Below are 26,047 nucleotides of genomic sequence, written 5' to 3' on the forward strand. Positions count from 1 at the left end.
ACGAGGTTTTTCGGCTCACAAGCCACTAACTTTAGTCAGTGATGGTTGACTCTGACGCTAAATTATACCATGAAATAATCATCCAGACAGGAGTATATTTTAAGCAAAGGGAGCGACTCGTGACTTCGTTTTTCGACGCGAAGCTAGCCTCTGGGTGCCCCCGCAAGCAACAATAGGCCTCCAATGTTCGGTTCTTTTACCGGGCGTTGGAGGCCATTGTTGTACTGCGCCATTTGTCTTTTGTGAAAATAACTTGGCTTATGTCACAGTCCCTTTAAAACTAATTTTTTAAAAAGTTAGCTACCAGTTCCAAAATTTCTTGGCGTCGTGAGCCATTAAACATATGTCCTTCTTCAGGAATTAAATGCAATTCACTGTTAGGCATGATTACATTATATTTCTTTGAAGCTTCCGGGGAAACTACATTATCAGCTAACCCATGAATTAGCAGTGTGGGTCCACTATAATGCTGCGCTGTTTCGTAAATTGGTAAAAGCTGCGCCGTTCGGAAGTAGTCGCCGCCAACGGTAAAGCCATGCACATCAACCGTTTCTGGTATATGGTTAGGGTCATATTGGCTTCCCTGACAAACTCCTTTTAGCGCATCATCTTTCAAGGTTGCGGCAGGTGCCAGCAGTACTAGTTTTGTAATAATATCGCGATAATAAGCCGCCAGCATCGAAGCAACTACCCCACCTTGCGAATGACCAATTAGGTAAATCTTCTTTGCTTGCATAGTTGTGTGAGCATAGTCAATGATTTTCATTCCATCCAGGATTTCACTGAAAACTGTCATATCCTTGAATTCACCATCACTATGGCCAGTCCCATCAAAGTCAAAGCGTAACGTTGGAATTCCTTGTTGGTTTAAATAGTGCGAAAGAGCATACAGAATTTTAGAATCATCATATCCCAGATTGCCCTTAAAGCCATGCATCAGAATTGCAATCGTATCGTTTTTAATCGTCGTTGTTCCTTCAAGAAGGCCATATAGTTTTAGACCATCTCGTTTGATTGTTATTTCCATCAAACCACCTCTCGCCTATTATACACTGTTTGACTTAGTGTTTTAGTTTCTCCAACATTTCCCGGTGGTGAGCCTCGTGTTTTTCATCCACCTTAACAAAGAAGTAAGAAACCGCGGCTAGGATGGCGACTACAACCCCAACTGTGATCGTTTTAATTGTGAAATTGGTTACCATGTAGCACGAGATTAAGAGTGCTAACACTGGAATGATATATTTTCCGGGAAGCTTAAACCCGTGATTAGGGAATTCATTAGTATGTTTAAACTTAATTACTGCTAAAATTGATGGAACATATTGAACAAACGAAGCAAGCACAATACAAGAAACAAGAAAGAGGTAAGATTGCGTAACTAATAACATTGAAACAACGGCTGTCAGGATGATTGCTACCCAGGGTGCATCATGGCGGTTCTTTTTACCAACCCACTTTGGCAACATCGCGTGTTCATTCGCTAGTGAGGAAATTAATGACGGAGTGTTAAAGGAGGCCGCAAATGCCACCCCGAAAATACTGATTAACATTCCCACAATTACTAAAATGTATCCCCATTTACCGACACCAGTTCCAAAGGCATTTGCAATTGGCGTACTATATTTTGACATCCTAGTTCCCAAAATACCGATTGCTACCAGCATCATTAGCGAATACATAATCGTTACACTAACCATTACGGCAATTAATACACGCGGAATATTTTTCTCCGGATCAGTCATTTGTTTTGCAGCAATTGGAATAAACGAAAAGCCGGTAAACATATAGAAAACAACACTAAAAGCTGCTCCAAAATGTTTGGCAAGCGGCATCGCCCCGGTGGTTGCTGCATGAGGAATTACCGGTGAAAAATTGGCAAAATGAATACAAAAAACGCCAATTACAATAAAAGCAAGAATCGTAATCATTTTTGCAGCTGAAGAGAGGTTATCGACCAACTTAACAAGCGTTCGGCCAAAGAAATTAATAATTGAGAATAATAAAATTAAGCCAAAAACAGAAACATAGTATACCCAATGAGTATTAAAAATCGGTAAAAAGCTTCGGAGAGTTGTCAACAAAGCTACCACTTCGGCAGATAAAGTACAGCATCCTAGAAACCATGTAAAGATGCCGAGCTCATAGCCAGTAAACCGGCCAAATGCATTATAGGAATAAAGCCATGCGGCACCCGATCCGGTAAACCGACTAGAAAGGTCCGCATAACATAATGCAACCATGCTAACCGTAATCGCCGCACAGAGTAAGACAAGGACACTTGCTAAATTCATATCCTTATAGATAACTTGTGGTAGCAAAAAAGCACCTGAACCAATAACACCATTAATACCTAAAAAGTAAATTGAAATAAACGATAACTTTTTAGGATTTTTCTTTTCCGTATTGATAAGCTCCACCTTCTATCTTCTATAACAAAAATAATATTACCTTCATTTAAAGTCTATTCTTATTTTAAAGGGTTTACAAGTAAGGCAAGTTAACCAATCTTTATATTTCCAAACAAAAAGAGACCGAGTTAAACTCGATCTCTTTTCTTAATTTATTAAGTGTTTAATTAGCAATCAGTAGCTGATTACTTAAGACCCTTCCAAGTCCAGTTAGTAACTTCTGGTAAGTCCTTACCTTCTGAACGGATGTAGTGGTTGTGCTTGTTGATCATGTTGTCCATCTTGGCAACAAATGCAGCACTCTTTTGTTCGTAACCAGGAACACTTTGGATAGCGTCCTTAGCTAAGTGGAACCGGTCAAGTTCGTTTAATACACGCATGTCGAATGGAGTGGTGATATCACCATTTTCTTCGTATGAGTGAATGTGAACGTTACGGTTAGCACGATCGAAGAACAATGCTTGGATCATGTCACGGAATCCGTGCCATGCAAAGATAACTGGCTTGTCAGTAGTGAAGTAACTATTGAATTCAGCATCAGTTAAACCTTCAGGGTTCTTGTCAGTGTTCATCAAACGCATAATTTCGATGATGTTGATGTAACGAATCTTCAATTCAGGGAAGTTGTCATGAAGAATGTCAATAGCTGCAAGAGCTTCTTCAGTAGGTTCAGTACCAGAAGATGCAAATACAACATCTGGTTCAGTACCTTGGTCAGTAGATGCCCAGTCAATGTAGCCAAGACCATTGTCAGCCAATTGAGTAGCTTCATCAATAGAGAACCATTGTGCACGTGGGTGCTTAGAAGTTACGAAGAGGTTGATGCATTCTTGGTTACGGAATGCCTTGTTAGATACAGCCATTAATGAGTTAGTATCTGCTGGCAAGTATTCCTTAACGAGGTCTGGACGTTCCTTTTCAAACAAGTGAGTCAATAGACCTGGATCTTGGTGAGTGTAACCGTTGTGATCTTGTTGGAATACAGTAGAAGTATCAACAAAGTTCAATGCTGGGTATTGGTGACGCCAGTAAAGATCCTTAGCCTTACGTAACCACTTCATGTGTTGAGTAAGCATTGAATCAACAACACGACCGAATGCTTCGTAAGTTGCGAAGAATCCGTGACGACCAGTTAATGTGTAACCTTCAAGGAATCCTTCAGCTTGGTGTTCTGAAAGTTGTGAATCGATCATACGACCTTGTGGAGCCACATCTTCGTCGTTTGGTTCGTGGACACTTTCCATCCATTGACGCTTTTGACCATCAAGGAATGCGTAAAGACGGTTTGACTTAGATTCGTCAGGACCAAATCCACGGAAGTTAGTTGGGTTCAATTCAGCCATCTTGTTGAGGTACTTACCCCATTCAAGCATGTCTTGCTTTACAACAGAACCAGGATTTTGAACATCAATAGCAAAATCACGGTAGTTTGGCAATACAAGTGGCTTAGGATCGATACCACCATTAGTGATAGGGTTCATAGCCATACGACGGTTACCTTCTGGTGTGTTCTCTTCAACAAGAGCAACTGGGTGACCATCTTCGTCAAACAATTCTTCTGGCTTGTATGACTTCAACCAATCAACAAGGATGTCCTTGTGTTCCATGTCATCTTGGGATACTGGAACTGGAATTTGGTGTGCACGGAATGAGTTTTCAATTGGGTTACCATCAAGGTCAGTCTTAGGACCAGTCCAACCCTTAGGTGCACGGAAGATAATCATTGGCCATTGTGGTAATGAGTTATCATTGTTTTCACGAGCGTTCTTTTGAATAGCCTTGATTTCTTCAACAACCTTGTCCAAAGTCTTAGCCATTTCTTCGTGAACTTCCATGTGAGGCTTGTAACCCTTGAATTCACCATCACGGTCAGCTTCTTTGTAAGCTGAAACAAAGTATGGCTTCCAACCCATACCTTCGAAGTACTTAGTAAGTTCTTCGTCGCTCATCCATGAAAGGATAGTAGGGTTAGAAATCTTGAATCCGTTAACTTGGATGATTGGTAATACCGCACCATCCTTGATTGGGTTAATGAACTTGTCTGAGAACCATGATGCCATTAATGGACCAGTTTCAGCTTCACCATCACCGATTTCAACAGCGGCAATAACTTCTGGGTTATCTAAGATAGCACCAACACCGTGTGAAAGTGAGTAACCAAGTTCCCCACCTTCGTGGATTGAACCTGGTGTTTCAGGTGCAGCGTGTGATGCAGTACCGCCTGGGAATGAGAAGTGCTTGAATAACTTAGCCATTCCCTTAGTGTCTTGAGTATATTCAGGATAAATTTCAGTGTATGAACCATCCAAGTATGAGTTGTTAACCATAACTTGGCCACCGTGACCTGAACCTTCGATGTAGAACATATCAAGGTCATACTTCTTAATTACACGGTTCAAGTGTGCGTAAATGAAGTTTTGAGGAACAATAGTACCCCAGTGACCAATTGGCTTAGGCTTAACATCTTCTGCCTTTAATGGTTGGCGAAGTAATGGATCACCCATTAAGTACAATGTACCAACTGAAAGGTAGTTAGCTGCACGCCAGTAAGCATCAACACTTTCCAAGTATTTCTTGGAATCGTAATCTACTGCCATCTAATAAACACTCCTTCTATATAAATCAATACGTCCTGTGCTTTCTAACAACATAACGTAAATCATTAAATTTACAATGTTAATGATAAACTGTTTTTTCAAAAAGTCAACCTTTTTACAAATTGATACGGTCCAATTATAAAAAATTAATAATTTTAAGCCGCTCTTTAGTTTTGCAAACCGGCTAACATCTTTAGTCTAACACCATTTGCCACATTCTACGGTTATATTGCGCAAACTTATGACAATCTAATGAACTTAAATTAATATTAGCCTTCCTGGTCTAAGCTAACAAAAGTACTATATTTCATGTATTTATAGTGAATGCGCATATTTGAAACTTCAAATGGTGTTCCATCATCTAAAAAGAAGATTCCATCAATTATGCCCACCGGTTCTATCGAGCTTAACTTTAATAATTCTTGGTCTTGTTTATCTGATGGTGATACGCCAATGGTCATGAATGACTTGGTAACTCGTTTTCCCATCTTATCCTCAAGATAATTAAAAATAGAGCCGTTAACAATTTCAGGAGATAAGGTTGGTGTAATCTTAATCGGGATAAAACCAGTTTCAATCATAAAAGGTTGGTCATCAATTAGCCGTAACCGTTTGATTTGGTAAACAAAGTCATTATCATTGAGGAACAACTCTTCTTGTACATCCTTATTTGCGGGAACAACCTGGTAATCAAGCAACTTAATCCCTTGCTTCTTCCCATCAGCACGGAAACTATCCGTAACTCCCAAATTACTCCCCTCATAATGAAATAAGGACTGATTTTTTAGGTAGAGCGGATTAATAAAAGTTCCTGAACCGCGTTTTTTGAAGATAATTCCTTCTTGCGCTAATACACCTAGTGCTCGTTTGATTGAACTTCGACTTACCTCGTAAATCTCACTTAAGCTTCGTTCGTCCGGTAGCCGCATTCCGGGGTATTCATTGCCTAAAATTTTTTGTTTTATATCACGCATCACTGAGCGATATACTAAGTCTGCCATCTAATTAACTCCTCGGATTTATTTAATTCGAATTTTAATGATACACTTTAAGTATAGCAGACCTATTTTAAATTGGGATCTTTTTGTAAAATATTGGTGCGACCCAGATAAATTTAGGAGATGATCTTCTTATGAGTAAAAAGAATAAAAAAAGTAAAATGAAAAAAACGCAGGTGGAACAAATCTTAGACAAAAATAATATTCCATATGAGCAAGCTGAATTTCCGACGCATCAAGATGGCGATGTCCGTTCAATGAGCGTTGACCACACCGGCATTGATGAACATATTATTTATAAAACCCTTGTTCTTACTGGTAATGTGACTGGCCCCTTAGTCGGAGTCATCCCCGTTGATACTCACCTTGATGAAAAGAAATTAGCTAAGGTTTCCGGCAACAAAAAAGTTAATATGGTTCCGCTTAAAAACTTGTTAAAGACAACGGGGTATGTTCATGGTGCTAACACGCCTGTAGGAATCTATGAAAAATTTCAATATCCGATTTTTATTGATAATGAAGCAAAAGAACAAGGTGAAATTTATGTTTCATCTGGGAAACTTGGTCGATCGGTTAAACTAAATGCTGAAGACTTAGCTGGATTAGTTCATGCAACTTTTGCTGATTTAGAACAAAAGTAGTTTTCCATTGATTGACCTCCCTAGTTGTGAAGACTAAACTTATTACTATAGTTTTATTTAAGGTCATTATAGAAAGGTCCTGAAAAAATGAAGAAAAATCTATCTGCTTGTACAACCGTTCTTGTAGGCCGTAACGCTACAATTGATGGTTCAACCATGGCAGCACGGAACGATGATACTTTCGCTCCACTTACACCACAACGTTTTGTAACTTATCCGGCATATCATAATCATCCTAATCAAGTTAAAGCTTATTTAAATAAGTGTGTGATTGATCGCCCCGCTGATGGTTACCGTTATCAAGGTACTCCTAATGTCGATTACAAAACTGAAGGGGTTTTTGACGAAAGTGGTTTTAATGAAAAGAACGTTGGGATGAGCGCCACAGAAAGTGTTTATGCTAATGCACGGGTTTTAGCCTGTGATCCGCTTAATACTGAAACAGGAATTAATGAAGACCTTATCGTCGCCGCTACCCTTCCCTTCATTGATAGTGCACGCGAGGGGGTTGCTTACCTCGGTAAATTAATCGCTAAATACGGTTCTGCAGAAGGAAACGGGGTTATTTTCAGTGACAAAGATGATGTTTGGTATATGGAAATCGTTACTGGACATCACTGGGTTGCCCAACGGATTCCAGATGATGCATACGCTGTTACTGGAAATCGAATTGCCATTCAACAAGTTGATTTTAATGATAAGGCTAACTTTATGTGGTCTGACGGAATTCAAGAATTTGTTGCAAAGAACCACCTCAACCCAGACAAGTATGAATGGAATTTCCGCCATATTTTCGGAACTGCTGATATTTTTGATCAACACTACAACACTCCACGACAATGGTACGGTCATAAGGTATTAAATCCGGAAACTGAATTTGATCCGCTTGATTTTGATATTCCATTTATTATGCAAACGGATCATCGAATTACCCTTGAAGACGTTGAAAAGATCCTCAGTAGCCACTACCAAGGAACCCCTTACGATCCACTAGGTCATGACGGTACCGACCAGCAAAAGCATATGTTCCGGCCAATTTCACTAAACCGGACGCAAAATTCCCACGTTCTTCAGGTTCGTAATGACTTACCGGAAGCTGCTTCAACGATTATGTGGATGAGCTTTGGTATTCCTACCTTTACCCCATATGTTCCATTCTTTGGTAATGCTGAAGATATCGATGTAAGCTATCGTGAAACACCAGAGAAACTTAATATGGATTTAAAGAGTGCTTACTGGATGTATCGGGCGCTTTCAATGATTGTCGAATCACACCATGCAGAATTTTCTAAGGCCGACTTAGATTATCTCAAAGATGCCCGCGAATACCTCTACGGCTGGGTCAATGAAGTTGCTCCACAGGTTAAGGGGATGTCATCTTCTGAAGTCAGTGCTTTCTTAAGTTCAAAGACACATGAAATGGTTGCCGAAATGGCTAAACGAACAAAAGCTTTAATGGCTGAGTTAGTAATGAACGGACTCGAACTTTCTAAGTTAACATTCCAAATCGATAAGAACTTGTAAAACAATAATAAAAAATGGGTTAGTTTATGGTAAAAACCACAAGCTAGCCCATTTTTCTTTAATTATTTCCAGCAAACTGACTATTATAAAGATTAGCGTAAAAACCTTTTTTATTCATTAATGATTCATGGTTACCTGTTTCGATAATCTTCCCATGATTAACCACGACAATCTGGTCAGCCTTCCGAATCGTTGATAAACGGTGAGCTACAACAAAACTCGTCCGTTCTTGCTGCAGAGCATTCATCGCTTCTTGAATCAAGACTTCTGTTCGAGTATCAACAGAACTAGTAGCTTCATCCAGAATTAAAATTTCCGGATCAGCTAAAAATGCCCGTGCAATCGTTAATAATTGTCGCTGTCCCTGTGAAATATTAGAAGCGGACTCGTCTAAGACCATTTGGTAACCATCAGGCAGTTCACGAATGAAAGCATCCGCCCGGGCCATCTTAGCAGCATGATAGACTTCTTCGTCCGATGCATTCTCATTCCCATACTTAATATTTTCAAAAATCGTCCCAGTAAAGAGCCAAGTATCTTGAAGAACAATCGCAATATGCTTACGTAAGGTATCACGAGTCATTGAACGAGTATCTTTCCCATCAAGATAAATATGGCCACCTTGCGGATCATAAAACCGCTCTAAAAGATTAATAATGGTCGTTTTCCCTGCTCCGGTTGTGCCAACAATGGCGACCATCTTATCTCGCGGTGCTTTAAGGTTAAAGTCTTGAATAAGCGGTTCATCAGTATAGCTAAACTTAATATCCTTGAATTCAACTTTCGGAATATCCTTTCCAGTAAGGGATGGAATATCCTCAACCTTATCACTCATCTCTGGTTCATCCAAAACAGCAAAAATACGTTCTGCCGAAGCAATTGTTTGTTGGATGGTGTTACTTAAATTCGCAATTTGGGCAATTGGTTGAGAAAACTGATTGGTATATTGTAGAAATGCTTGCACATTACCAAGAGTAATCTGACCATGAATAACTTGAATCGCTCCAACCACTACTACAACAAGGTACCCAAGATTCCGAATAAAGACCATCATTGGCATCATTAAGCTAGAGAAAAATTGTGCTTTCCATGCTGCTTGGTAGTACTGATGGTTCTCTTTATTAAACTTTTCTTCTTCATCTTGTTCCTTGTTAAATGTCCGCACGATCGTATGAGCAGCATATGTTTCTTCTACTTGGTCATTAATTTTTCCCAAAGCAGCTTGCTGACGACCAAATAGCCGTTGTGAAGTTGGGGCAACAAAAGCAACTACCAGAACACTAAGCGGAATTGTGACAAGGGCAATGATTGTTAATTTCCAACTAATCGTAAGCATTAAAATGAAAACACCAACAAGCGTTAACAAACTCGTAATGATTTGAATCAAACTTTGCTGGAGAGTTCCCGCAATATTATCCATATCATTAACCATTCGACTCATAATGTCCCCATTATTATGAGTATCGTAATATTTAATTGGCACCCGGCGCATTTTTCCTTCAAAATCTTGACGCAAATTGTAAACAACACGTTGCGATACTCGTGTCATAATTTGTAACTGGAGGAAACTAAATAGTCCAGAGAACAAATAAAGCAAAATGACTGTAATTCCAATTTGCCAAATCCGGGTAAAGTTAATTGGAAGGGTACTTAAGTGGGCACCAGCTTTCATTTCTGCATACCCTTTAAGCATTCCATCATAAATGATCGTAGTAGCTTCACCAAGAATTTTTGGTGCTAAGATTGACAAAATAACAGAAATAACAGCTAAGAGAATTGAAACAATAACCCCAACTCGCCATGGCCGTAAATAGGCAATTAATCGCTTTGTGGTTGGCCAAAAGTGTTGAGCCTGTTCAGGTACTTGTGGTCCTCTACGCACGATCAACATCCCCTTTCTCGACTTGTGACTTAATTATTTGTTGGTAAGTTTCATTATGTGCTTTTAATTCTTGGTGAGTCCCTTGACCAACTACTCGTCCTTCATCAAGCACAATAATTTGGTCAGCATCAACAACAGTAGAGATTCGCTGAGCCACGATAACCGTTACGGCACGTTGAATTTGTGGGTCTTTTGCTAAGGCCGCCCGGAGTTTTGCATCAGTTTCAAAATCCAAAGCCGAGAATGAGTCATCAAAAACATAAATCGACGCTGGCTTAATAATTGTTCGAGCAATCGCTAACCGTTGGCGTTGACCACCAGAAAAATTACTTCCGTTTTGCTCAACAATTGCGTCCAATCCGCCTTCTTCACGGACGAAATCTGCCGCTTGCGCAATTTCAAGTGCATGCCACATTTCTTTATCCGTTGCTTCCTCATACCCAAATTGAAGGTTAGACCGAATAGTCCCACTAAAAAGGACCGCTTGCTGTTGAGTAATAGAAATAACCTCATGCAGATTATGCTGACTTAGCTTTTTAACTGGGACACCATCAACTTTAATCTCCCCGCTTTCAATATCAAACAACCGCGGAATTAAGTTAACCAAAGCTGATTTACCTGAACCGGTCCCTCCAATAATCGCTAAAGTCTGACCTGCTGTAACTTTAAAGTTCAAGTCATGCAAGGCCAATCTTTCCGCCCCATGGAAACGAAAATCAACATTCTTAAATTCAAGTGAGGCCGGTTGATTAATCGAAATCTTTTCCTGATCTTTTTCCGGTGCATTATGAATACTGATCGGCTGATCTAGAACCGCATTAACCCGAGTAGCAGATGCCGATGCTCGTGGAACAAAGACAAAGATCATTGAAAGCATCATAAAGCTAATCATAATCTGAGTGGCATATGTCATAAAGGCAATTAAATCCCCTACTTGCATACTCATATTAGCTACAAGATGGCCACCCAGTAAAATAATGGCAACATTTGTCATCCCTAAAATAAGCGTTACTACTGGGAACAACGTCGAAACAATTGTAAAGGCCTTGATTCCGGTTTGCGTGTAGTCCTCGTTTGCTTTTTTGAAACGGTTTTGTTCCCGCTCTTCCTGCCGAAAAGCACGGATAACTCGAACCCCTGTCAGTCCTTCTCGGAAGATTAAGTTAATGCGATCAGTTTTTTTCTGAATGCTCTTGAATAACGGAACCGCAAAGTACATAACCACCATGACAATAATTGCTAAAATCGGCAGACTAATAAAAAACACTTTAGTTAGTTGTGGTTCTCGAACATACGCTAGAACACAGGCTGCAACAAGCATTACAGGTGCTTGGAGCATCATCCGAAGCATTTGCACCATGACATTTTGAATCTGCACAATATCATTGGTTGACCGCGTAATTAAAGATGAATCGCCAAACTCATCCATTTCACGATTCGAGAAACGTAAAACCTTATGATAGATCTGGCTTCGTAGCTTTTCACCCACCTTCATTGATTGGGTCGCCGCAAAATAAACATTTAATCCTGCTGCCACTAATCCAATCGCAGCCACAATCAGCATCTTAATTCCTTCATTCCAAATTACGCCCATATTCTTTTGCACAATTCCCCGATTAACAAGGTCGGCGGTAACTGTCGGCAAGTATAGGTCGCACGAAACTTGGATTAATAAAAAGAAAACTGCACCAATTGTTGCCCATAAGGCTAAATTTTTTCGTGCTATACGTATCAAAACAATCCTTCCTTCATCTATTTTTAGTCATCTTGAACTATTATACAGACTTTTTAAAAAATTAGCTTTTATTCTGATAATCCCTTTGATTAACACTTTTGTATAAGATAGAATATTATTTGAAAGCAATTACACACTTTTGGCACATACAGAAAGAAGATAGATATTTATGGTTAAAAAAATTTTTGCTTTTAGTATCCGAAAAGATGAAGAACCTTACGTTAAAGAATGGGCTAAGGATCATCCCGAAGTAGAAGTAGAATATACGGATGAACTCTTAACTCCTGAAACTGCCGCAAAAGCTAAAGGAGCTGACGGGGTAGTCGTTTACCAACAACTCGATTACACACCAGAAACGCTACAAGCACTGGCTGACGAAGGTATTACAAAGATGTCACTACGTAATGTTGGTGTTGATAACATTGATATGGCTAAGGCAAAAGAACTTGGCTTTGAAATTACCAATGTTCCTGTTTACTCACCAAACGCAATTGCCGAACATGCTGCTATTCAAACAGCCCGAATTCTTCGCCAAACCAAGGTCTTAGATGAAAAGATTGCTAATGGCGATTTACGGTGGGCCCCAACAATTGGTCGAGAAGTGCGTGATCAAACTGTTGGTGTTATCGGAACTGGTCATATCGGACGTGTTTATATGCAAATTATGGAAGGCTTCGGTGCTAAGGTAATTGCATATGACCCATTTGAAAATCCAGAATTAAAGAAGCAAGGATATTACGTTGACAGCCTTGATGATCTATATGCTCAAGCCGATGTGGTTTCTCTTCACGTTCCGGCTACCAAAGAGAACTTCCATATGATTGATAAAGACGCAATTGCTAAAATGAAAGACAATGTTGTAATTGTTAACTGTTCACGAGGCGCATTAGTTGATACTGATGCTGTAATCGAAGGACTTGATAGCGGAAAGATCTTTGGCTTTATCATGGACACTTACGAAGATGAAGTTGGAATCTTTAATGAAGATTGGCGTGACAAGGAGTTCCCTGACAAGCGACTTAAAGACCTTATCGATCGTTCAAACGTCCTTGTTACTCCACATACAGCTTTCTATACTACTCATGCTGTCCGCAACATGGTTCTTAATGCCTTTGACAATAACCTTAAATTAATTAATGGTGAAGAAGCTGACACACCGGTTAAAGTTGGCTAATATAATCACTACAAATGAAAAAAGAGATTGGATGAATTTCCAGTCTCTTTTTTATTTAGTACTATTGCAAGTAGCGTTTAAACGCAACCGTTAAGGGTTTATACAAGATAAAATAACAACCAAAATTACCAACTGCATGATAGAAATCAAATAGCAAGCCACTTAGCCAGTACGCCATAAAAGCAGCCCAGCCCCCATATATCGACATTCCTAAACTAACTATGAACCCGTATTCAAAACCTAAAAACGTCGCTAAAATTAACTGAAGAGTGAAATGCTTCTTTAAGGGTGTTACTTTAGCTAATCCTGCTACTGTAACAACACAAACTATATATGCTAAAATTTGTGGGATTGTCCATATGCCAAATCCTAGTAAGAGATTTGATAGAACCATTATCATTACTGCTAACGATATTCCAAAACCAATTCCCAACATTAAAGTTGCAATCATAATTAGATCAGTAACTGGCTGTACATTAGGAATTGGAATAATCTTGAATACACGTAAAACAGTTCCTAAAGCAGCAAGCATGGCAATTAATGTCATCCGTTTAACTTGATCATGCTTACTAACAACCTGCGATCGCGCTTTCATATTATTCCGCCTTATCTAGTGTAAATTGTACCTTATCATTATTCTTAAGAGTTTGCTGATTAGCTAACTTATTTACTTTTTTACCATTTACTGTGTATGTCCAATAAATACTCTTCTTTTGGTTTTCTTTTCTACCATCAATTGAAGTAATAAAACCTTTTGCTTCCTCAACTTTCCAATTCTTTTTTAGTCCAGTAATTACTTTATCGTTCTTCTTTAAAGTAGTATTCCTTGTGGCAACAGTCTTCTTACCTTGTTTAAGAGTATAGGTAACTTTTATTGTATTATTATTCCCCTTTTGATCTTTATTTGTATATCCAGTTAGCATAAAAAATGCCAAAAACATAGCTAAGATACTGCTCAAAACTTTAAACTTTTTCATAAATTATTGCCTCCTGCGCCTTTTTTGAAAGCGCTATAGTTTTTTTACAACTTAAAAGTACAATTACTTAGGAGACAGTTCAATAGTTTATTAAAAAGCAGACAAATAAATTCTACTTTTTTCATGATTAATTAAAAAAGTAGAATTTTATCCTGAGTTTTTTTAGTTTTTCGTCAACATTAGCACTTTTATGTTTATAAAATAACAAGATTTGATTTTTTAACTAATTAGGCTTTGTCGAAGCAATCATAATAATAATATTTTGTTCTTTTAGTATTTTTTTGGAGTTTACGGAATGAAATTGAAGTCCATCTCCTGCAATGTATTCATATTTGTGAGCATTGCCTTCACTCCATCAAGCCATGGTAAGAGCATCATGGCCCCACTCCCTTCACCCACACACATATTAATATCAATATAAGGATCAAGACCGAGAGCATCAAGAACAATTCGAGATCCTTTTTCCTTTGATTTATGGGTAGGGATCATATAATTTACTACTCCTGGCTTGATTGAATTCGCTAGTAATGCTGCTGAATAAGATAAGAATCCATCAAGAAGAACAGGTTTATTCATTGCTCCAGCTGAAAGCATTGCTCCAGCCATTGCACCTAATTCGAGTGCACCAACCTCACTTAATACTATAAGCGGATCCGGTGATTCGTTTTCTTTCAAGTTTGCTCGTTCAAGGCTTCTATTAACAACATCAATCTTATGTTTTAAACGTTCATCAGAAATATTAGACCCCCGCCCAACAACTTCTGCTGCTGTTTTATTCAAAAGTGCTGCAATTATTGCTGAAGCAGCAGTGGTATTTCCCATCCCTAGTTCGCCTGTTGCAATTACCTGATTACCTTCTTCAAATGCTTTTACTCCCATATCGAAACCATATTGTACAGCTTCTCTCGCTTCTGCTATCGACATTGCTGGTTTATGTAGCATATCTTCAGTTTCATGACGGATTTTATGAACCCTGACCAAAGGAAAATTCAAATCTGTTTTAATTCCAATATCATAAACTTGTAAGTCACAATTAAAAGCTTTTGCTAGTGCTGCAACGGTAGTATGTCCCTTCATCATGTTAACTGCTTGAATTGCTGTAATTTTTTGCGGACTAGCAGAAACCCCTTCATGAACAACTCCATTATCAGCTGCAAAAACTAAGCATTTTCGTGGTGTAATATTAAAATCAGTTGTTCGATAAATTCCTGCTAAATGATCAGCAAGTTCTTCTAAGCGGCCAAGCCCTTTTACCGGTTTAGCAAGATCATCTATTTTCTGCTGCATTGCGTTCATTTTCTCTTCATTAAGTGGTCGCAACTCTACTTCATCAAATTCCATTTTAATTTTCCCTCTCATAATGCCATAAGCTATCTAAAACATTTTCAAGTACGTGCTTTTTCCTATCGGGATATATAACTTTCAATCCCTTTTCTTGGATATAATTACCGGTATTCTCTCCTAAGACATAGTAATTAATATCACGATACTCATTACTATCTACTCTCGTCATAACTCCAAACATACGATTAAAGTTCGAAATACTAGTAACTAATGCACTTGTAATATGTTGTTTCATAAAAATTTTAAGTGCTTTTCCTTCATGCTGTTTATCCCATGTATTTTTATAAATTACAATTTTTCGTCCATAAAAATCGGAATAGTATTTCTCTGCTTTATCTCCAATAAGCCAACAAACATCCGTAACATGTTTATTCTTTAATTCCTCTAATAATGATTTCCGGTTCTCACTTGGAGCAACTTGAATTGGATTACTAACCTTATTTTCCAAATTTTGCTGAATTTTTTTGCTAAGAACATAAATAGTTGCTGTTGAATTTAGTTTCTTTAACTGATTGCAAAATACCTGCGCACCAAAAAGACTAGTGATTGTTAGGGCCTTACTATTTTGTAAAATCTCTTTATCTTCTTGCGTTAAATTAACCGCTTTCAAAATTCGGAATGGAAAATAGATCACATCGTCTTTTTGTTCTAACTTTATTCGCCAATATACTGGAACTTTATTTTTAGGATAAGTAATCAAAATTGCCATTTTATTATCCTCCTCATGTTTCTACAAATATCTTTTTTATTGATTAAGATACCAATTCTGAACAATACCATTTTTTAGATTAATAACGCTGTAACAAGATGCCGGAAAGTTAAGCGAATAAAAGTCCGCCGTTGGATCAACCAATTCTTGATAAATAATTCTAATAGAGCCTAGATGAGCGACAACAAAAACAACATCATTTTCCATTGTATGATCTAATAACCATCGTAAACCGTAATTTACCCGCTCTTTAAAATCACTAAATGCTTCTATTGTAGGAGGGGTATAGGTTAATGGAGCTGCTAACCACTTTTCCCATTCATCTGGATAACGATTCTCTATCTCATTCGCATCTAATCCTTCCCAGCATCCAAATCCTTTTTCGGCAAAATCCGGTAATACGATTGTGGGAACCGTTGGACGCTGTTCTTTTAATGGGACTAATGTTTGGACTGTTCGTTTTAAGTTAGTCACGACAAATAGTGTTGGATATAACTTATTTACTTTTGTTGCTAATAATTTTGCTTGTTCTTTTCCTTTTTCATCAATTTCCACATTGGCAGTGCCATAAAATTTTCGCAAACGATTAAATTCTGTTTCACCATGACGAGCTAAAATTAATTTCATAATCCCCACCTCGTCAATATTGTAAGGACAAACAAAAAGATTAACGGTGATAAACTTGCAAACGCACCTAAAGTATCCCCTGGCGTTCCCCCTAATACTTTCGTGACCTTTCGTCGATAAGAAATTGCTATTATTGGAATTGCCAGATAGCTTATTAATCCCTGCCAAGAGAAACATAAACCTATTATTATAATGGAAAAAATTTGTGCAACAATAATTCGCCATGTGCTTATTCCTAGCCAAATATTCGAAAGCCCATGTTTATTTTCGGGATAAACCATTTTATAAAATAATAAAGACAAACCAGTTTTAGTTAACATTGTTAAACAAACGGTCAATAAAATCATGTGAAATAAATCAAAATACGAACTAATAATGATTCCTAGTCCGATTACTAATCCATAATAATATAGTAATGCAAGGCTCCCCATTGTCCCAAGTCTACTATCTTTCATGATTGCATAAATTTTATCTGATGTTCGTGATGAAAAGAATCCATCTGCGGTATCCGCCAGTGCATCTAAATGAAATCCGCCCGTTAATAAGCCATCAGTAATCCAGTAAAGAATCCATGCAAACCATATCGGAAATAAGTATGTAAATCCCCAAAAAACTACCCCTTCGATACACCCTAATAAAAAGCTAAATAATGTAATGTATTGAATACTAGTTTTAACTTTATTAGTAGCATCATCAACTGAAATTGGAATATTTAACTTGGTAAAAAATTGACCAAATAAAATCAATGAATCTAACATAACTTCACCTACTTTAACTTCTGCGCAATTCCACTAATAACAAAATAAACATTATCGGCTTCTTTAGCGATTAATTGATTAACTTCTCCATAAAGATCCCGTAATATACGTGTCTGCTTTGTAGCCGGTACTACTCCTAACCCAACTTCATCACTAACAATCACCATTGATTGATTGTTTACTCGAACAGCAGCTAAGATCTTTTTCCAATTACTAAGTATTTTTTCCCGTACTGTCGCTATTTCTTGTGAAGAAGCACTTTCTAAATAATCATCGATTTTTTCCGGCGATGTTTTTGCTAAAACTAAGTCATAAAAAAGATTAGTAACTAACATAATGGCATCATCAAGTAAGTAACCATCTTGTTGACTATTATTAATAAGTTCATCGACGTGCTGATACTGCTCGCGAGTTATCCATTTATTTGAACGTCGAGCTTGGTGACGCTGAATTCGAAGTTGCATTTCGCCATCGGGATTTTTTACTACTCCGGTCGCAATATAACAGATCCGTTCTTTCCGTGAATACAAGTGCTCTGCAAATTCGGATTTACCACTTTTTGCCCCTCCTAAAACAAAGGTTAAACTGCTGTTATTCATTTTTAATAATCCTTTCAAAAAGGGCTGTGACAACCATTGCCACAGCCCTTTAAATATTCTATTTACTTGGTTGCCGCATTAAATGCTGCATCAAATGCTGCAATTGTCTTTTCAATGTCCTCATCGGTGTGTTTAGTTGAGATAAAGTTAGTTTCAAATTGCGATGGCGCTACATATACACCATGAGCTAATAATTCCCAGAAACACTTTTCAAATAACTTCTGATCACAAGCTTTAACATCATCAAAATTATTAATTGGATCACTGTTATAAAAGTAACTCCACATTGTACCAACATGGTGCACTGTCATTGGTACACCATATTGGTCAGCTGCATGTTTAATGCCTTCTGTTAAAGCAGTAACTTTTTTATCCATTTCAACATAATCATCTGGTGTTAATTGTTCTAAGGTGCTAATTCCACCAGTCATTGCTAACGGATTACCTGACAACGTTCCGGCATGATAAATATCTCCAGCAGGCGTAATATTTTCCATAATTTCACGACGTCCACCAAAAGCACCAACTGGGAGTCCACCACCGATTACTTTGCCTAAAGTGGTTAAGTCCGGCGTGATATTGACTAGACTTTGAACACCATGATAAGCTGCCCTGAACCCTGACATAACCTCATCAAAGATCAATAATGCACCATGTTCATTGGTAACGTTACGTAAAGTTTGTAAGAACTCTTGGGTTCCCGGAATAACTCCCATATTGCCGGCAACCGGTTCAACAATCGCACAGGCAATTTCATCACCATGTTCAGCGAAAAGTTTCTTAACACCAGCAACATCATTATAGGCAACGGTAAGTGTATCATAAGCCAGATCATCGGGAACACCAGGCGAAGTATTAATTCCAAACGTTGCTAATCCTGAGCCAGCATCAACTAGCAATGAATCGCTATGACCATGATAGTTACCCACAAATTTAACGATTTTTTTTCGATGAGTATATCCACGTGCTAATCTGATCGCACTCATTGTTGCTTCAGTTCCAGATGAAACCATTCGAATCATTTCAATTGACGGCATAATCTTATTAACAATTTTTGCCAATTCAGTTTCTTGAAGGGTTGGCGCACCGTAGCTTGTTCCCTTAGCAACTGCTTTATCTAACTCTGCAACTACATGATCATCTGCATGTCCTAAAATTAGTGGCCCCCATGAAAGAACATAATCAATGTACTTATTGCCATCAATGTCATAAATATATTCGTCCTTACCATGGTCAATGAATAAAGGATCACCACCAACATTTTTAAATGCTCTGACAGGGCTATTGACCCCACCTGGCATATACTTTTGTGCTTCCTTAAAAGCTATCTTTGACTTTGTTGTATCTAATTTACTCAAAACAAACCCACCTAACAAATTAAAGTTTCTTAGCAACGTCCTTGGCAAAGTAAGTAATAATTAAGTCTGCTCCAGCTCGTTTCATTCCAACCAGACTTTCGTAAACAATTTGGTTTTCATTAATCCAACCATTAGCCGCAGCTGCTTTAATCATTGCATATTCACCAGAAACATTATATGCAACTAACGGCAGCAAAGTATGATTACGAACTTCACGCATAATATCCAAGAAGGCCATTGCTGGTTTAACCATCACAAAATCAGCACCTTCCTTTTCATCACTAGCTACTTCGCGCAATGCTTCTAAGCGATTAGCTGGATCCATTTGATATGTTTTACGATCTTTAGGCCCTTCTTTAGGCGAACCATCAGCAGCATCACGGAATGGGCCGTAAAATGATGAGGCAAATTTCACAGCATAGGACATAATCGGTGTATTTTTATACCCTGCTTCATCAAGTCCTTGGCGAATTGCTGCAACATACCCATCCATCGCATTAGACGGTGCAATTATGTCAGCTCCAGCTTTTACTTGACTTACAGCTGTCTTTGTTAAGTATTTTAATGATTCATCATTCAAAACGACCCCATCTTTAAGAATTCCACAGTGACCAGTACTTGTATATTCACATAAACAAGTATCAGCGATAACAATTAAATCTGGATAATTTTTCTTAATCAAACGAATTGCCTGTTGAACAATTCCATTATCTTCCCATGCGCCAGTTCCAACTTCATCTTTTCTTTCTGGAACACCGAAAATAATAATTGATTTAATTCCTAACTTCACAATTTCTGTAATTTCATCAAGAATTGAATCTAAACTGTAACGGTAAATGCCTGGCATTGATGGAATTTCTTCTCGCCCATTAATAGTGGCATCCACAAAGACCGGCATAATTAGATCATCCTTATTGAGATGAGTCTCTCTTACTAAATCACGCATGGCAGTGCTAGTACGTAAACGACGATGACGATCAAATTGCAACATTATCCCTATTCTCCTTCAATAATTCCAAATTTATCCTTAGCCAATAACTGATCAGCAACTTTTTTACCGACTCCAGAATTATTGGCAGGTATTTTTGTTTCTTTTATAACATGTTCACCATTAGGGGAAGCGATCAACCCATCAAATAGAATTTGACCATTTTTCGCGTAGGCATGGCCCCCAATCGGGAAATTACAACTTCCACCCAATTCACGCATAAATTCACGCTCAACTTGCACACAATAAGCTGATTCTTCATCATTAATTTGATCAAGCATTTTGCGAATTCTAGTGTCATTTTTTCGGCATTCAATCGCTAAGCAGCCTTGACCAACTGCCGGCATAATATAATTTTGCAAATCCAAAACATGATAACTACTTAAGTCAATATTTAATCTTGTTAATCCAGCCTCAGCTAAAATAATACCGTCAAGCGCTTCTGTGTCTATTTTTCTTAACCTAGTATCTATATTACCCCTAATAGGTATAATTTTTAAGTCTGGTCGAATACTTAATAGTTGTCCCTGGCGACGTAAACTATTTGTCCCGATTCGTGCACCTTTAGGAAGGTCATTCAACGATGAAAGATTTTTCCGGCTGACTAAACAATCATATGGAGATACTCGTTTAGGAAATGCTCCTAAAACTAATTCTTCTGGAAGAATCGGCATCACATCTTTTAGACTATGAACAGCAAAATCAATCGTGCCATCTTTTAGTTCGTCTTCAATCTCTTTAACGAAAACGCCTTTCCCACCGATTTTAGCAAGGCTGACATGTCGGTTTCGATCCCCTTCAGTAATAACGTTTTTTATTTCAAATTTTATGTCGGGGAAAATCTTTTCCAAACTAGCGATTACCAATTCTGTTTGCGCCATTGCTAGTTTACTTTTCCGACTGCCAACAATTACTTTATTTGTCATTATTTTGATTCTCTACTTTCAAATTATCCATGCCAAAAATTTTACAGAAAAAGTCAATATCAGCCGTAGCCCCTGGTGTTACTGACAATTCTTTAATTTCTTTAATTGGTCCTTTAATCATTTGATTAACAATACTTTTCATATGCTTACTAATTACTTTTCGTTCATGCGAATCTAATTCAGGAAGCTTGCGAAGTAAACTATCGTAAGCTTCTCCTTCAATCCTCAACGAATGCTCACGTAATCCTCTAATTACCGGAACAATATGCAGTTGCTTTTCCCAAATATAAAAGTCATTAACTTCTTGGGGAATTTCATTAGCAATTTTTTGAATCATTAATCGTCGTTTTTCATCATTGGAGTTTAAAATCATATGAACATGATCAACATCATAATATTTTAATTTTGTACTGTTAACTGCTACATTTCGTGGCACACCAAGATCAACAATCATTGTGCTTATCTGTTCATCGGCCTTAAATAAGGGTTGCTTAACTGTAGCTGCAAAAATAGCTGCATCAACATTATGTACGACTGTTGCAAGCTGGTTAAATGGACGGGCCTCAACTACTCCTTGAAGTTCTGTCGCAATCTGCTCAGCCTTGCTATCTGTTCTATTAAGCAACAGCACCTTGCTAAAGCCCATATTGCTTGCATTATAAGCAGTATGTTTTCCAATCTGTCCCAACCCAACGACTGCTAAGGTTTTACCCTCAAGTGAACCAAACTGCATCTTAATTTGGTGTAGACCAGCTTGACCTGATGATTGTGCTAATTCACTAACACGGTATTTTGTATGCATTCTTTTAGAAAATGTAATTGCTTGGCGAAATAAATGATTTAAGATTGCGCCAGTTGTTCCCTCTTTTGTTGCAATTTGAAAAGCATCCTTCATTTGACCTAGTATTTGCGGCTCTCCCTTAATTAACGAGTCCAGGCCAGTGATCACCTTAAACAAATGCTCAGCAACAGCGTCCTTTGTCGTAACAGTAACAAATTTTGTAAAATCATCAATTGTATAATGGAACCATTCCGCTAAAAATCGTCGAATATAGTAACGACCTGTATGTATTTGGTCCACAACCGCATACACCTCTGTTCGATTACACGTTGAAATTAATAAATTTTCCAAGATACTCTTTTCATCATTTAATAACTTATCTGCCTTCGGAACTTCTTCTTTTGTAAAAGAAAATTTTTCTCGCAAATCTAATGGTAATTGATGATAATTTAAGCTTACACACATCAAATACATTTTATTCAAACTCCTTATGAAACTTTTGCTTTATCCATTCTTTAATCTCATTTTTCATTTTCTTAGCCATACTTGGAGACTTTCCCATTGTTGAGACACTAATAAACATGTCATTAGCCTTAATCGTTGCTAGATTATAAAAGTCTGAATTAGTTTTATCACTGGTATTGTTCACCAGCTGAAAATGTGTCGCCTCTTTTTTTACTTGATCATTAACTGCTCTATCATCAGTACATGTAATAATAATATCCATATTTTCGACATATTTCCGCTGATACTTATCTGGTATCCAATTAATTTGGGTAGGTTGTATTTCAGGGGATAGAAGAGGACTAATAACAGTTGGGCGAACACCAGCTGCCAATAACTTATTTATTTTACGACATGCAACTTTTCCTCCGCCGACGACAGCTACATTTTTATCAGCTAAGTTTAAGATAATCGGATATGGCGATTGCATAATTTATTCATCCTTTATTCTTTCGTTGAGTCTTGCAAGATTTGATTAAACTTATCCATGTCAACATTCTGAGCAAATAGTTGGGCTAATTTCTCATATTGTTGGTCTTTATAACCACTAATCGAAACAGTAGTATCTACCAATGGTGCCATTCCCTTTGCTACGCGAAGCTGATTTAACAAGTGTCGTGTCCAATAAGGGTTATCAAAGATTCCGTGAAGATAGGTACCAATCACTGTTCCATCAGTACTAACTGCTCCATCCTCACGATTTTCTGGTTGACCGTTTGTTTCCTGGATTGTTGAGAATGGTGTTGAGTTTAGACCACGTTTTGTTGTTCCCATATGGATTTCATAACCTTTTAAAATGTAATTATTTCGCTTGGCAACCGCCTGAGTTGTTGTCTTTTTTTCATTAAAGGTTGTTTCTGTATCAAGTAACCCGAGACCTTTTTGTTCTTTAATTGGTGACTCAATCCCTGTTGGATCATACAGCATCTGTCCTAAAATCTGATATCCCCCACAAATACCAACGATCATACTTCCGTCCTTATGAGCACGTAAGATTCCCTCTGCAATCCCATTTTTACGCAAAGCTACTAAATCTGCGTTCGTGTTTTTACTTCCTGGAATAATTAATAAGTCTGGAGTTCCAAGTTCCTCTGCCGTTAAAACATATCTTACCGAAACATCTGGTTGAATTTCCAAACTATGAATATCTGTAAAGTTAGAAATCTTATCAAGATCAATTACCGCTACATCCAGGTCTTTTTGCGTATCTTTTTGTCGTGGTTTCCGAATTAGCGATACGCTATCTTCTTCATCAATATCAATACTGCTCATTGGCAAAACACCAATCACAGGAATTCCTGTTAGTTTCTCAATCATCTTGTTCCCAGATTCTAGTAAGGACTTATCTCCTCGAAATTTATTAATAATTATTCCTTTAATGCGTTGCTGGTCTTCGCGAGGCATTAATTTAATCGTGCCATAAATTGAAGCAAAGACACCGCCCTTATCAATGTCTGCAACTAGGATTACTGGTGCATCAGCCATTCGCGCCATCCCCATATTAACAATGTCATTTTCATTTAAATTGATTTCTGCGGGACTTCCAGCTCCCTCTAAGACTATTACATCATTTTCATCTGCTAATGTATTATAGGCCATCATAATTTGTGGAATTAGTTCTCGCTTGAATTGATAATAACTAACAGCATCCATATTCTTCAGCACTTTTCCCATTACAATAACCTGAGAATCTTTGTCCGTGGATGGCTTTAATAAAATTGGATTCATTCGGACATCTGGTTTAACCTTAGCTGCTTCAGCTTGAAAAACCTGCGCCCGACCCATTTCATCCCCTTTCTCAGTAATAAATGAGTTCAAGGCCATGTTTTGCGACTTAAATGGCGCAACCTTTTGACCACGATTAGCCAAAATTCGACAAACTGCTGCGGCCAACCAGCTTTTTCCAGCGTCAGATGCCGTTCCTTGAAACATTATTGACTGCACTGTCATGACATTTCATCCCCTAAGCTTAATCTATGTACCAAAAGCTGTTTTAAAAGTTCAGCCTTTGAGTTTTTATATGTTTACTTACCTTGTTCGGCAAATAATTCCTGTTCCGTTGTATATAAAGGCAATCCTAATTTTTGGTGAATCTTAACTAGCCACGGTTGTTCCAGGTTATTTTCCTTTAATAACTGTTCATCATTAAAAACGTTTTCCCTATTTCCCTCTTTAAGAATCCGATTATTTCCCAAAAGGTAAAAATAGTCACATACTTCATACATAAAGTCCATATCATGACTAGAGAGAATAATTTTTTGACCATTGGCAATTAACTTCTTTATCAATTTTTTCATTCTTAACCTACCATCTGGGTCCAAACCAGAAGTTGGTTCATCAAGTAAGATCCATTCAGAGCCAATCACCATAATACCCGCAATGGCAACCCGTTTTTTCTGACCACCACTAAGGTATTGAATAGGTTGATCCTTTAAGTTTGAAATATCTAATTCACGTAAAACCCTTTCGACACGTTGCTTAATTTCATCATTAGAAACTTTTAAATTTCTCAAAGCAAACGCAACGTCATCTTTCACTATTGAGTAGAAGATTTGCTGATCAGAATTTTGGAAAACAATTCCTATTTTTCGCCGTAAATTTCGAAGTCCTTTTTTAGAATATTCAACTTTGTGACCATCAACAAAAATCTCACCTGCTGTTGGTTTTAATTCACCAACCAAATTCAAGAAAAGCGTTGATTTCCCTGCACCATTATGACCGATAATGCCAATAACTGATTGATTATCGTGACCGAGCTTCATTGAAACATCGTCCAATATTTTATGCTTATCGTCATAGCTAAAGCTTACATGCCTCAATTCAATCATTATTGCTCCTCCTAAAGATAAAAATCACCATTATATAGCTTAGCATCGAGTGCTTTAGTCATCATTTGATAATTTATAATGACTTGTTCAAATAACATTTTTGCTAAAATTCCAGATGAATGAATCATTAAACTAAAAGAGTCATAGCCGAACCGTAATCGTTGAGCACGGTGAATCTGCTCAAAAGCATCAATAAAGATAAAGATGAAACGATACATTAGCATCGTTACTTCAATCATTACTCGTGGCAGATGCATAGCTTTTAGTACCTGTAAAATTTGAATAAATGGGGTTGTTAACGCAAACCAGTACGTACAGACAATTGCTGTCATACATTGCAATGCTACCTGCCCAGCTTTAGGCATCATTACTTTTGCCAATCCAAGATAAACATTTCCAAGTTTTATCGGTCCAATAAGGGTAGAGCGTTGAGAAGAAATAGTTACAACAATTCCAATGATACTTAAAACTACAAAAGGAATAATTGCATAAAACCAACTAATATAACGCTTAAATGAAACATTAGTTACGTAAATGGTGATACCTGCTACTGTAAATAGGACAATTACTTTAATCCATTGAATTGGCTGGAAAGCTAAAACCATTCCTACTAACCATAAAAAAGCTTTTAACTTTGGCGACCAATTAACAATTCGATTTTCATAAGCATATTTATCGATACTCAACAT

At 37.7% G+C, this 26,047-nt stretch carries 24 protein-coding genes; 3 read left to right on the top strand and 21 right to left on the bottom strand.

Annotated elements, in window-relative coordinates; genetic code table 11:
- Positions 1-280: 280 nt before the first annotated feature.
- From LREU_RS08790 to LREU_RS08805, 4 genes are all read right to left on the bottom strand, one after another.
- Entirely contained in the window at positions 281-1,027 is a 747-nt protein-coding gene (locus LREU_RS08790) for an alpha/beta hydrolase (RefSeq protein ID WP_003669088.1), read from the bottom strand.
- Positions 1,028-1,061: 34 nt separating this feature from the next.
- Positions 1,062-2,417, bottom strand: coding sequence for an APC family permease (locus LREU_RS08795; RefSeq protein WP_003669090.1), 1,356 nt, complete (start codon positions 2,415-2,417; stop codon positions 1,062-1,064).
- 176 nt (positions 2,418-2,593) lie between these two features.
- Positions 2,594-5,005, bottom strand: coding sequence for a phosphoketolase family protein (locus LREU_RS08800; RefSeq protein WP_003669092.1), 2,412 nt, complete (start codon positions 5,003-5,005; stop codon positions 2,594-2,596).
- Between the two features lie 269 nt (positions 5,006-5,274).
- Positions 5,275-6,006, bottom strand: coding sequence for a GntR family transcriptional regulator (locus LREU_RS08805; protein WP_003669094.1), 732 nt, complete (start codon positions 6,004-6,006; stop codon positions 5,275-5,277).
- 131 nt (positions 6,007-6,137) lie between these two features.
- On the opposite strand from LREU_RS08805, the gene ybaK reads away from it, so the two are divergent.
- Both ybaK and LREU_RS08815 read left to right on the top strand, forming a co-directional pair.
- The gene (gene ybaK / locus LREU_RS08810) at positions 6,138-6,644 is read left to right on the top strand and encodes a Cys-tRNA(Pro) deacylase (protein WP_003669096.1); all 507 of its coding nucleotides are present in this window, start codon (positions 6,138-6,140) and stop codon (positions 6,642-6,644) included.
- An 87-nt stretch (positions 6,645-6,731) separates the two neighbouring features.
- Positions 6,732-8,168, top strand: a complete 1,437-nt coding sequence (locus LREU_RS08815) for a C69 family dipeptidase (RefSeq protein WP_003669097.1) — start codon at positions 6,732-6,734, stop codon at positions 8,166-8,168.
- A 58-nt stretch (positions 8,169-8,226) separates the two neighbouring features.
- On the opposite strand, the gene LREU_RS08820 is transcribed toward LREU_RS08815, so the two are convergent.
- Both LREU_RS08820 and LREU_RS08825 read right to left on the bottom strand, forming a co-directional pair.
- Entirely contained in the window at positions 8,227-10,059 is a 1,833-nt protein-coding gene (locus LREU_RS08820) for an ABC transporter ATP-binding protein (protein WP_003669099.1), read from the bottom strand.
- Positions 10,043-11,785, bottom strand: coding sequence for an ABC transporter ATP-binding protein (locus tag LREU_RS08825; protein WP_003669101.1), 1,743 nt, complete (start codon positions 11,783-11,785; stop codon positions 10,043-10,045). The genes LREU_RS08820 and LREU_RS08825 overlap by 17 nt, the downstream gene beginning before the upstream one ends.
- Before the next feature lie 169 nt (positions 11,786-11,954).
- Here LREU_RS08825 and LREU_RS08830 point away from each other — a divergent pair, with 169 nt between their 5' ends.
- Positions 11,955-12,959 (top strand): D-2-hydroxyacid dehydrogenase, encoded by a 1,005-nt coding sequence (locus LREU_RS08830; protein WP_003669102.1) that lies wholly within the window; start codon positions 11,955-11,957, stop codon positions 12,957-12,959.
- A gap of 61 nt (positions 12,960-13,020) precedes the next feature.
- Here the strand turns inward: LREU_RS08830 and LREU_RS08835 are convergent, their stop codons facing one another.
- From LREU_RS08835 to cbiQ, 15 genes are all read right to left on the bottom strand, one after another.
- Positions 13,021-13,554, bottom strand: a complete 534-nt coding sequence (locus LREU_RS08835) for an ECF transporter S component (protein WP_003669104.1) — start codon at positions 13,552-13,554, stop codon at positions 13,021-13,023.
- A gap of 1 nt (position 13,555) precedes the next feature.
- Positions 13,556-13,936, bottom strand: a complete 381-nt coding sequence (locus LREU_RS08840) for a DUF4430 domain-containing protein (RefSeq protein WP_003669106.1) — start codon at positions 13,934-13,936, stop codon at positions 13,556-13,558.
- Between the two features lie 288 nt (positions 13,937-14,224).
- Positions 14,225-15,277, bottom strand: a complete 1,053-nt coding sequence (gene cobT, locus LREU_RS08845) for a nicotinate-nucleotide--dimethylbenzimidazole phosphoribosyltransferase (protein ID WP_011953570.1) — start codon at positions 15,275-15,277, stop codon at positions 14,225-14,227.
- Position 15,278: 1 nt separating this feature from the next.
- Complete coding sequence (locus tag LREU_RS08850; protein ID WP_003669110.1) at positions 15,279-15,989, bottom strand: uroporphyrinogen-III synthase; 711 nt, start codon at positions 15,987-15,989, stop codon at positions 15,279-15,281.
- 36 nt (positions 15,990-16,025) lie between these two features.
- Positions 16,026-16,616 carry a histidine phosphatase family protein gene (locus tag LREU_RS08855; protein WP_003669112.1) on the bottom strand — a complete coding sequence of 197 codons (591 nt, stop codon included), beginning with the start codon at positions 16,614-16,616 and terminating at the stop codon, positions 16,026-16,028.
- Positions 16,613-17,374 carry an adenosylcobinamide-GDP ribazoletransferase gene (locus LREU_RS08860; RefSeq protein ID WP_003669113.1) on the bottom strand — a complete coding sequence of 254 codons (762 nt, stop codon included), beginning with the start codon at positions 17,372-17,374 and terminating at the stop codon, positions 16,613-16,615. The genes LREU_RS08855 and LREU_RS08860 overlap by 4 nt, the downstream gene beginning before the upstream one ends.
- A gap of 8 nt (positions 17,375-17,382) precedes the next feature.
- The gene (locus LREU_RS08865) at positions 17,383-17,973 is read right to left on the bottom strand and encodes a bifunctional adenosylcobinamide kinase/adenosylcobinamide-phosphate guanylyltransferase (protein ID WP_003669116.1); all 591 of its coding nucleotides are present in this window, start codon (positions 17,971-17,973) and stop codon (positions 17,383-17,385) included.
- 62 nt (positions 17,974-18,035) lie between these two features.
- A complete protein-coding gene (hemL, locus tag LREU_RS08870; RefSeq protein WP_003669118.1) occupies positions 18,036-19,367 on the bottom strand; it encodes a glutamate-1-semialdehyde 2,1-aminomutase in 1,332 nt (443 codons plus the stop codon).
- A complete protein-coding gene (gene hemB / locus LREU_RS08875) occupies positions 19,351-20,322 on the bottom strand; it encodes a porphobilinogen synthase (protein ID WP_003669120.1) in 972 nt (323 codons plus the stop codon). Before hemB ends, hemL begins: the two co-directional genes overlap by 17 nt.
- A gap of 5 nt (positions 20,323-20,327) precedes the next feature.
- Positions 20,328-21,245 carry a hydroxymethylbilane synthase gene (gene hemC, locus LREU_RS08880; RefSeq protein WP_003669121.1) on the bottom strand — a complete coding sequence of 306 codons (918 nt, stop codon included), beginning with the start codon at positions 21,243-21,245 and terminating at the stop codon, positions 20,328-20,330.
- Positions 21,235-22,500, bottom strand: coding sequence for a glutamyl-tRNA reductase (gene hemA / locus LREU_RS08885; RefSeq protein ID WP_011953572.1), 1,266 nt, complete (start codon positions 22,498-22,500; stop codon positions 21,235-21,237). The genes hemC and hemA overlap by 11 nt, the downstream gene beginning before the upstream one ends.
- Position 22,501: 1 nt before the next feature.
- Positions 22,502-22,960, bottom strand: coding sequence for a precorrin-2 dehydrogenase/sirohydrochlorin ferrochelatase family protein (locus LREU_RS08890; RefSeq protein ID WP_003669124.1), 459 nt, complete (start codon positions 22,958-22,960; stop codon positions 22,502-22,504).
- A 14-nt stretch (positions 22,961-22,974) separates the two neighbouring features.
- Positions 22,975-24,480, bottom strand: coding sequence for a cobyric acid synthase (locus LREU_RS08895; RefSeq protein WP_003669125.1), 1,506 nt, complete (start codon positions 24,478-24,480; stop codon positions 22,975-22,977).
- Positions 24,481-24,554: 74 nt separating this feature from the next.
- The gene (locus tag LREU_RS08900) at positions 24,555-25,358 is read right to left on the bottom strand and encodes an energy-coupling factor ABC transporter ATP-binding protein (RefSeq protein WP_003669127.1); all 804 of its coding nucleotides are present in this window, start codon (positions 25,356-25,358) and stop codon (positions 24,555-24,557) included.
- 11 nt (positions 25,359-25,369) lie between these two features.
- The gene (gene cbiQ, locus LREU_RS08905) at positions 25,370-26,047 is read right to left on the bottom strand and encodes a cobalt ECF transporter T component CbiQ (protein ID WP_003669129.1); all 678 of its coding nucleotides are present in this window, start codon (positions 26,045-26,047) and stop codon (positions 25,370-25,372) included.

The sequence above is a fragment of the Limosilactobacillus reuteri subsp. reuteri genome (assembly GCF_000016825.1).
Lineage (GTDB): Bacteria > Bacillota > Bacilli > Lactobacillales > Lactobacillaceae > Limosilactobacillus > Limosilactobacillus reuteri.

Excerpts from the sequence above, each read along its gene's own strand:
- LREU_RS08790 (WP_003669088.1), bottom strand. The coding sequence starts at position 1,027 with ATGGAAATAACAATCAAACGAGATGGTCTAAAACTATATGGCCTTCTT.
- LREU_RS08800 (WP_003669092.1), bottom strand. The coding sequence starts at position 5,005 with ATGGCAGTAGATTACGATTCCAAGAAATACTTGGAAAGTGTTGATGCT.
- LREU_RS08805 (WP_003669094.1), bottom strand. The coding sequence starts at position 6,006 with ATGGCAGACTTAGTATATCGCTCAGTGATGCGTGATATAAAACAAAAA.
- ybaK (WP_003669096.1), top strand. The coding sequence starts at position 6,138 with ATGAGTAAAAAGAATAAAAAAAGTAAAATGAAAAAAACGCAGGTGGAA.
- LREU_RS08815 (WP_003669097.1), top strand. The coding sequence starts at position 6,732 with ATGAAGAAAAATCTATCTGCTTGTACAACCGTTCTTGTAGGCCGTAAC.
- LREU_RS08820 (WP_003669099.1), bottom strand. The coding sequence starts at position 10,059 with ATGTTGATCGTGCGTAGAGGACCACAAGTACCTGAACAGGCTCAACAC.
- LREU_RS08830 (WP_003669102.1), top strand. The coding sequence starts at position 11,955 with ATGGTTAAAAAAATTTTTGCTTTTAGTATCCGAAAAGATGAAGAACCT.
- LREU_RS08835 (WP_003669104.1), bottom strand. The coding sequence starts at position 13,554 with ATGAAAGCGCGATCGCAGGTTGTTAGTAAGCATGATCAAGTTAAACGG.
- LREU_RS08840 (WP_003669106.1), bottom strand. The coding sequence starts at position 13,936 with ATGAAAAAGTTTAAAGTTTTGAGCAGTATCTTAGCTATGTTTTTGGCA.
- cobT (WP_011953570.1), bottom strand. The coding sequence starts at position 15,277 with ATGGAATTTGATGAAGTAGAGTTGCGACCACTTAATGAAGAGAAAATG.
- LREU_RS08850 (WP_003669110.1), bottom strand. The coding sequence starts at position 15,989 with ATGGCAATTTTGATTACTTATCCTAAAAATAAAGTTCCAGTATATTGG.
- LREU_RS08855 (WP_003669112.1), bottom strand. The coding sequence starts at position 16,616 with ATGAAATTAATTTTAGCTCGTCATGGTGAAACAGAATTTAATCGTTTG.
- LREU_RS08860 (WP_003669113.1), bottom strand. The coding sequence starts at position 17,374 with ATGTTAGATTCATTGATTTTATTTGGTCAATTTTTTACCAAGTTAAAT.
- LREU_RS08865 (WP_003669116.1), bottom strand. The coding sequence starts at position 17,973 with ATGAATAACAGCAGTTTAACCTTTGTTTTAGGAGGGGCAAAAAGTGGT.
- hemB (WP_003669120.1), bottom strand. The coding sequence starts at position 20,322 with ATGTTGCAATTTGATCGTCATCGTCGTTTACGTACTAGCACTGCCATG.
- hemC (WP_003669121.1), bottom strand. The coding sequence starts at position 21,245 with ATGACAAATAAAGTAATTGTTGGCAGTCGGAAAAGTAAACTAGCAATG.
- hemA (WP_011953572.1), bottom strand. The coding sequence starts at position 22,500 with ATGTATTTGATGTGTGTAAGCTTAAATTATCATCAATTACCATTAGAT.
- LREU_RS08890 (WP_003669124.1), bottom strand. The coding sequence starts at position 22,960 with ATGCAATCGCCATATCCGATTATCTTAAACTTAGCTGATAAAAATGTA.
- LREU_RS08895 (WP_003669125.1), bottom strand. The coding sequence starts at position 24,480 with ATGACAGTGCAGTCAATAATGTTTCAAGGAACGGCATCTGACGCTGGA.
- LREU_RS08900 (WP_003669127.1), bottom strand. The coding sequence starts at position 25,358 with ATGATTGAATTGAGGCATGTAAGCTTTAGCTATGACGATAAGCATAAA.
- cbiQ (WP_003669129.1), bottom strand. The coding sequence starts at position 26,047 with ATGTTGAGTATCGATAAATATGCTTATGAAAATCGAATTGTTAATTGG.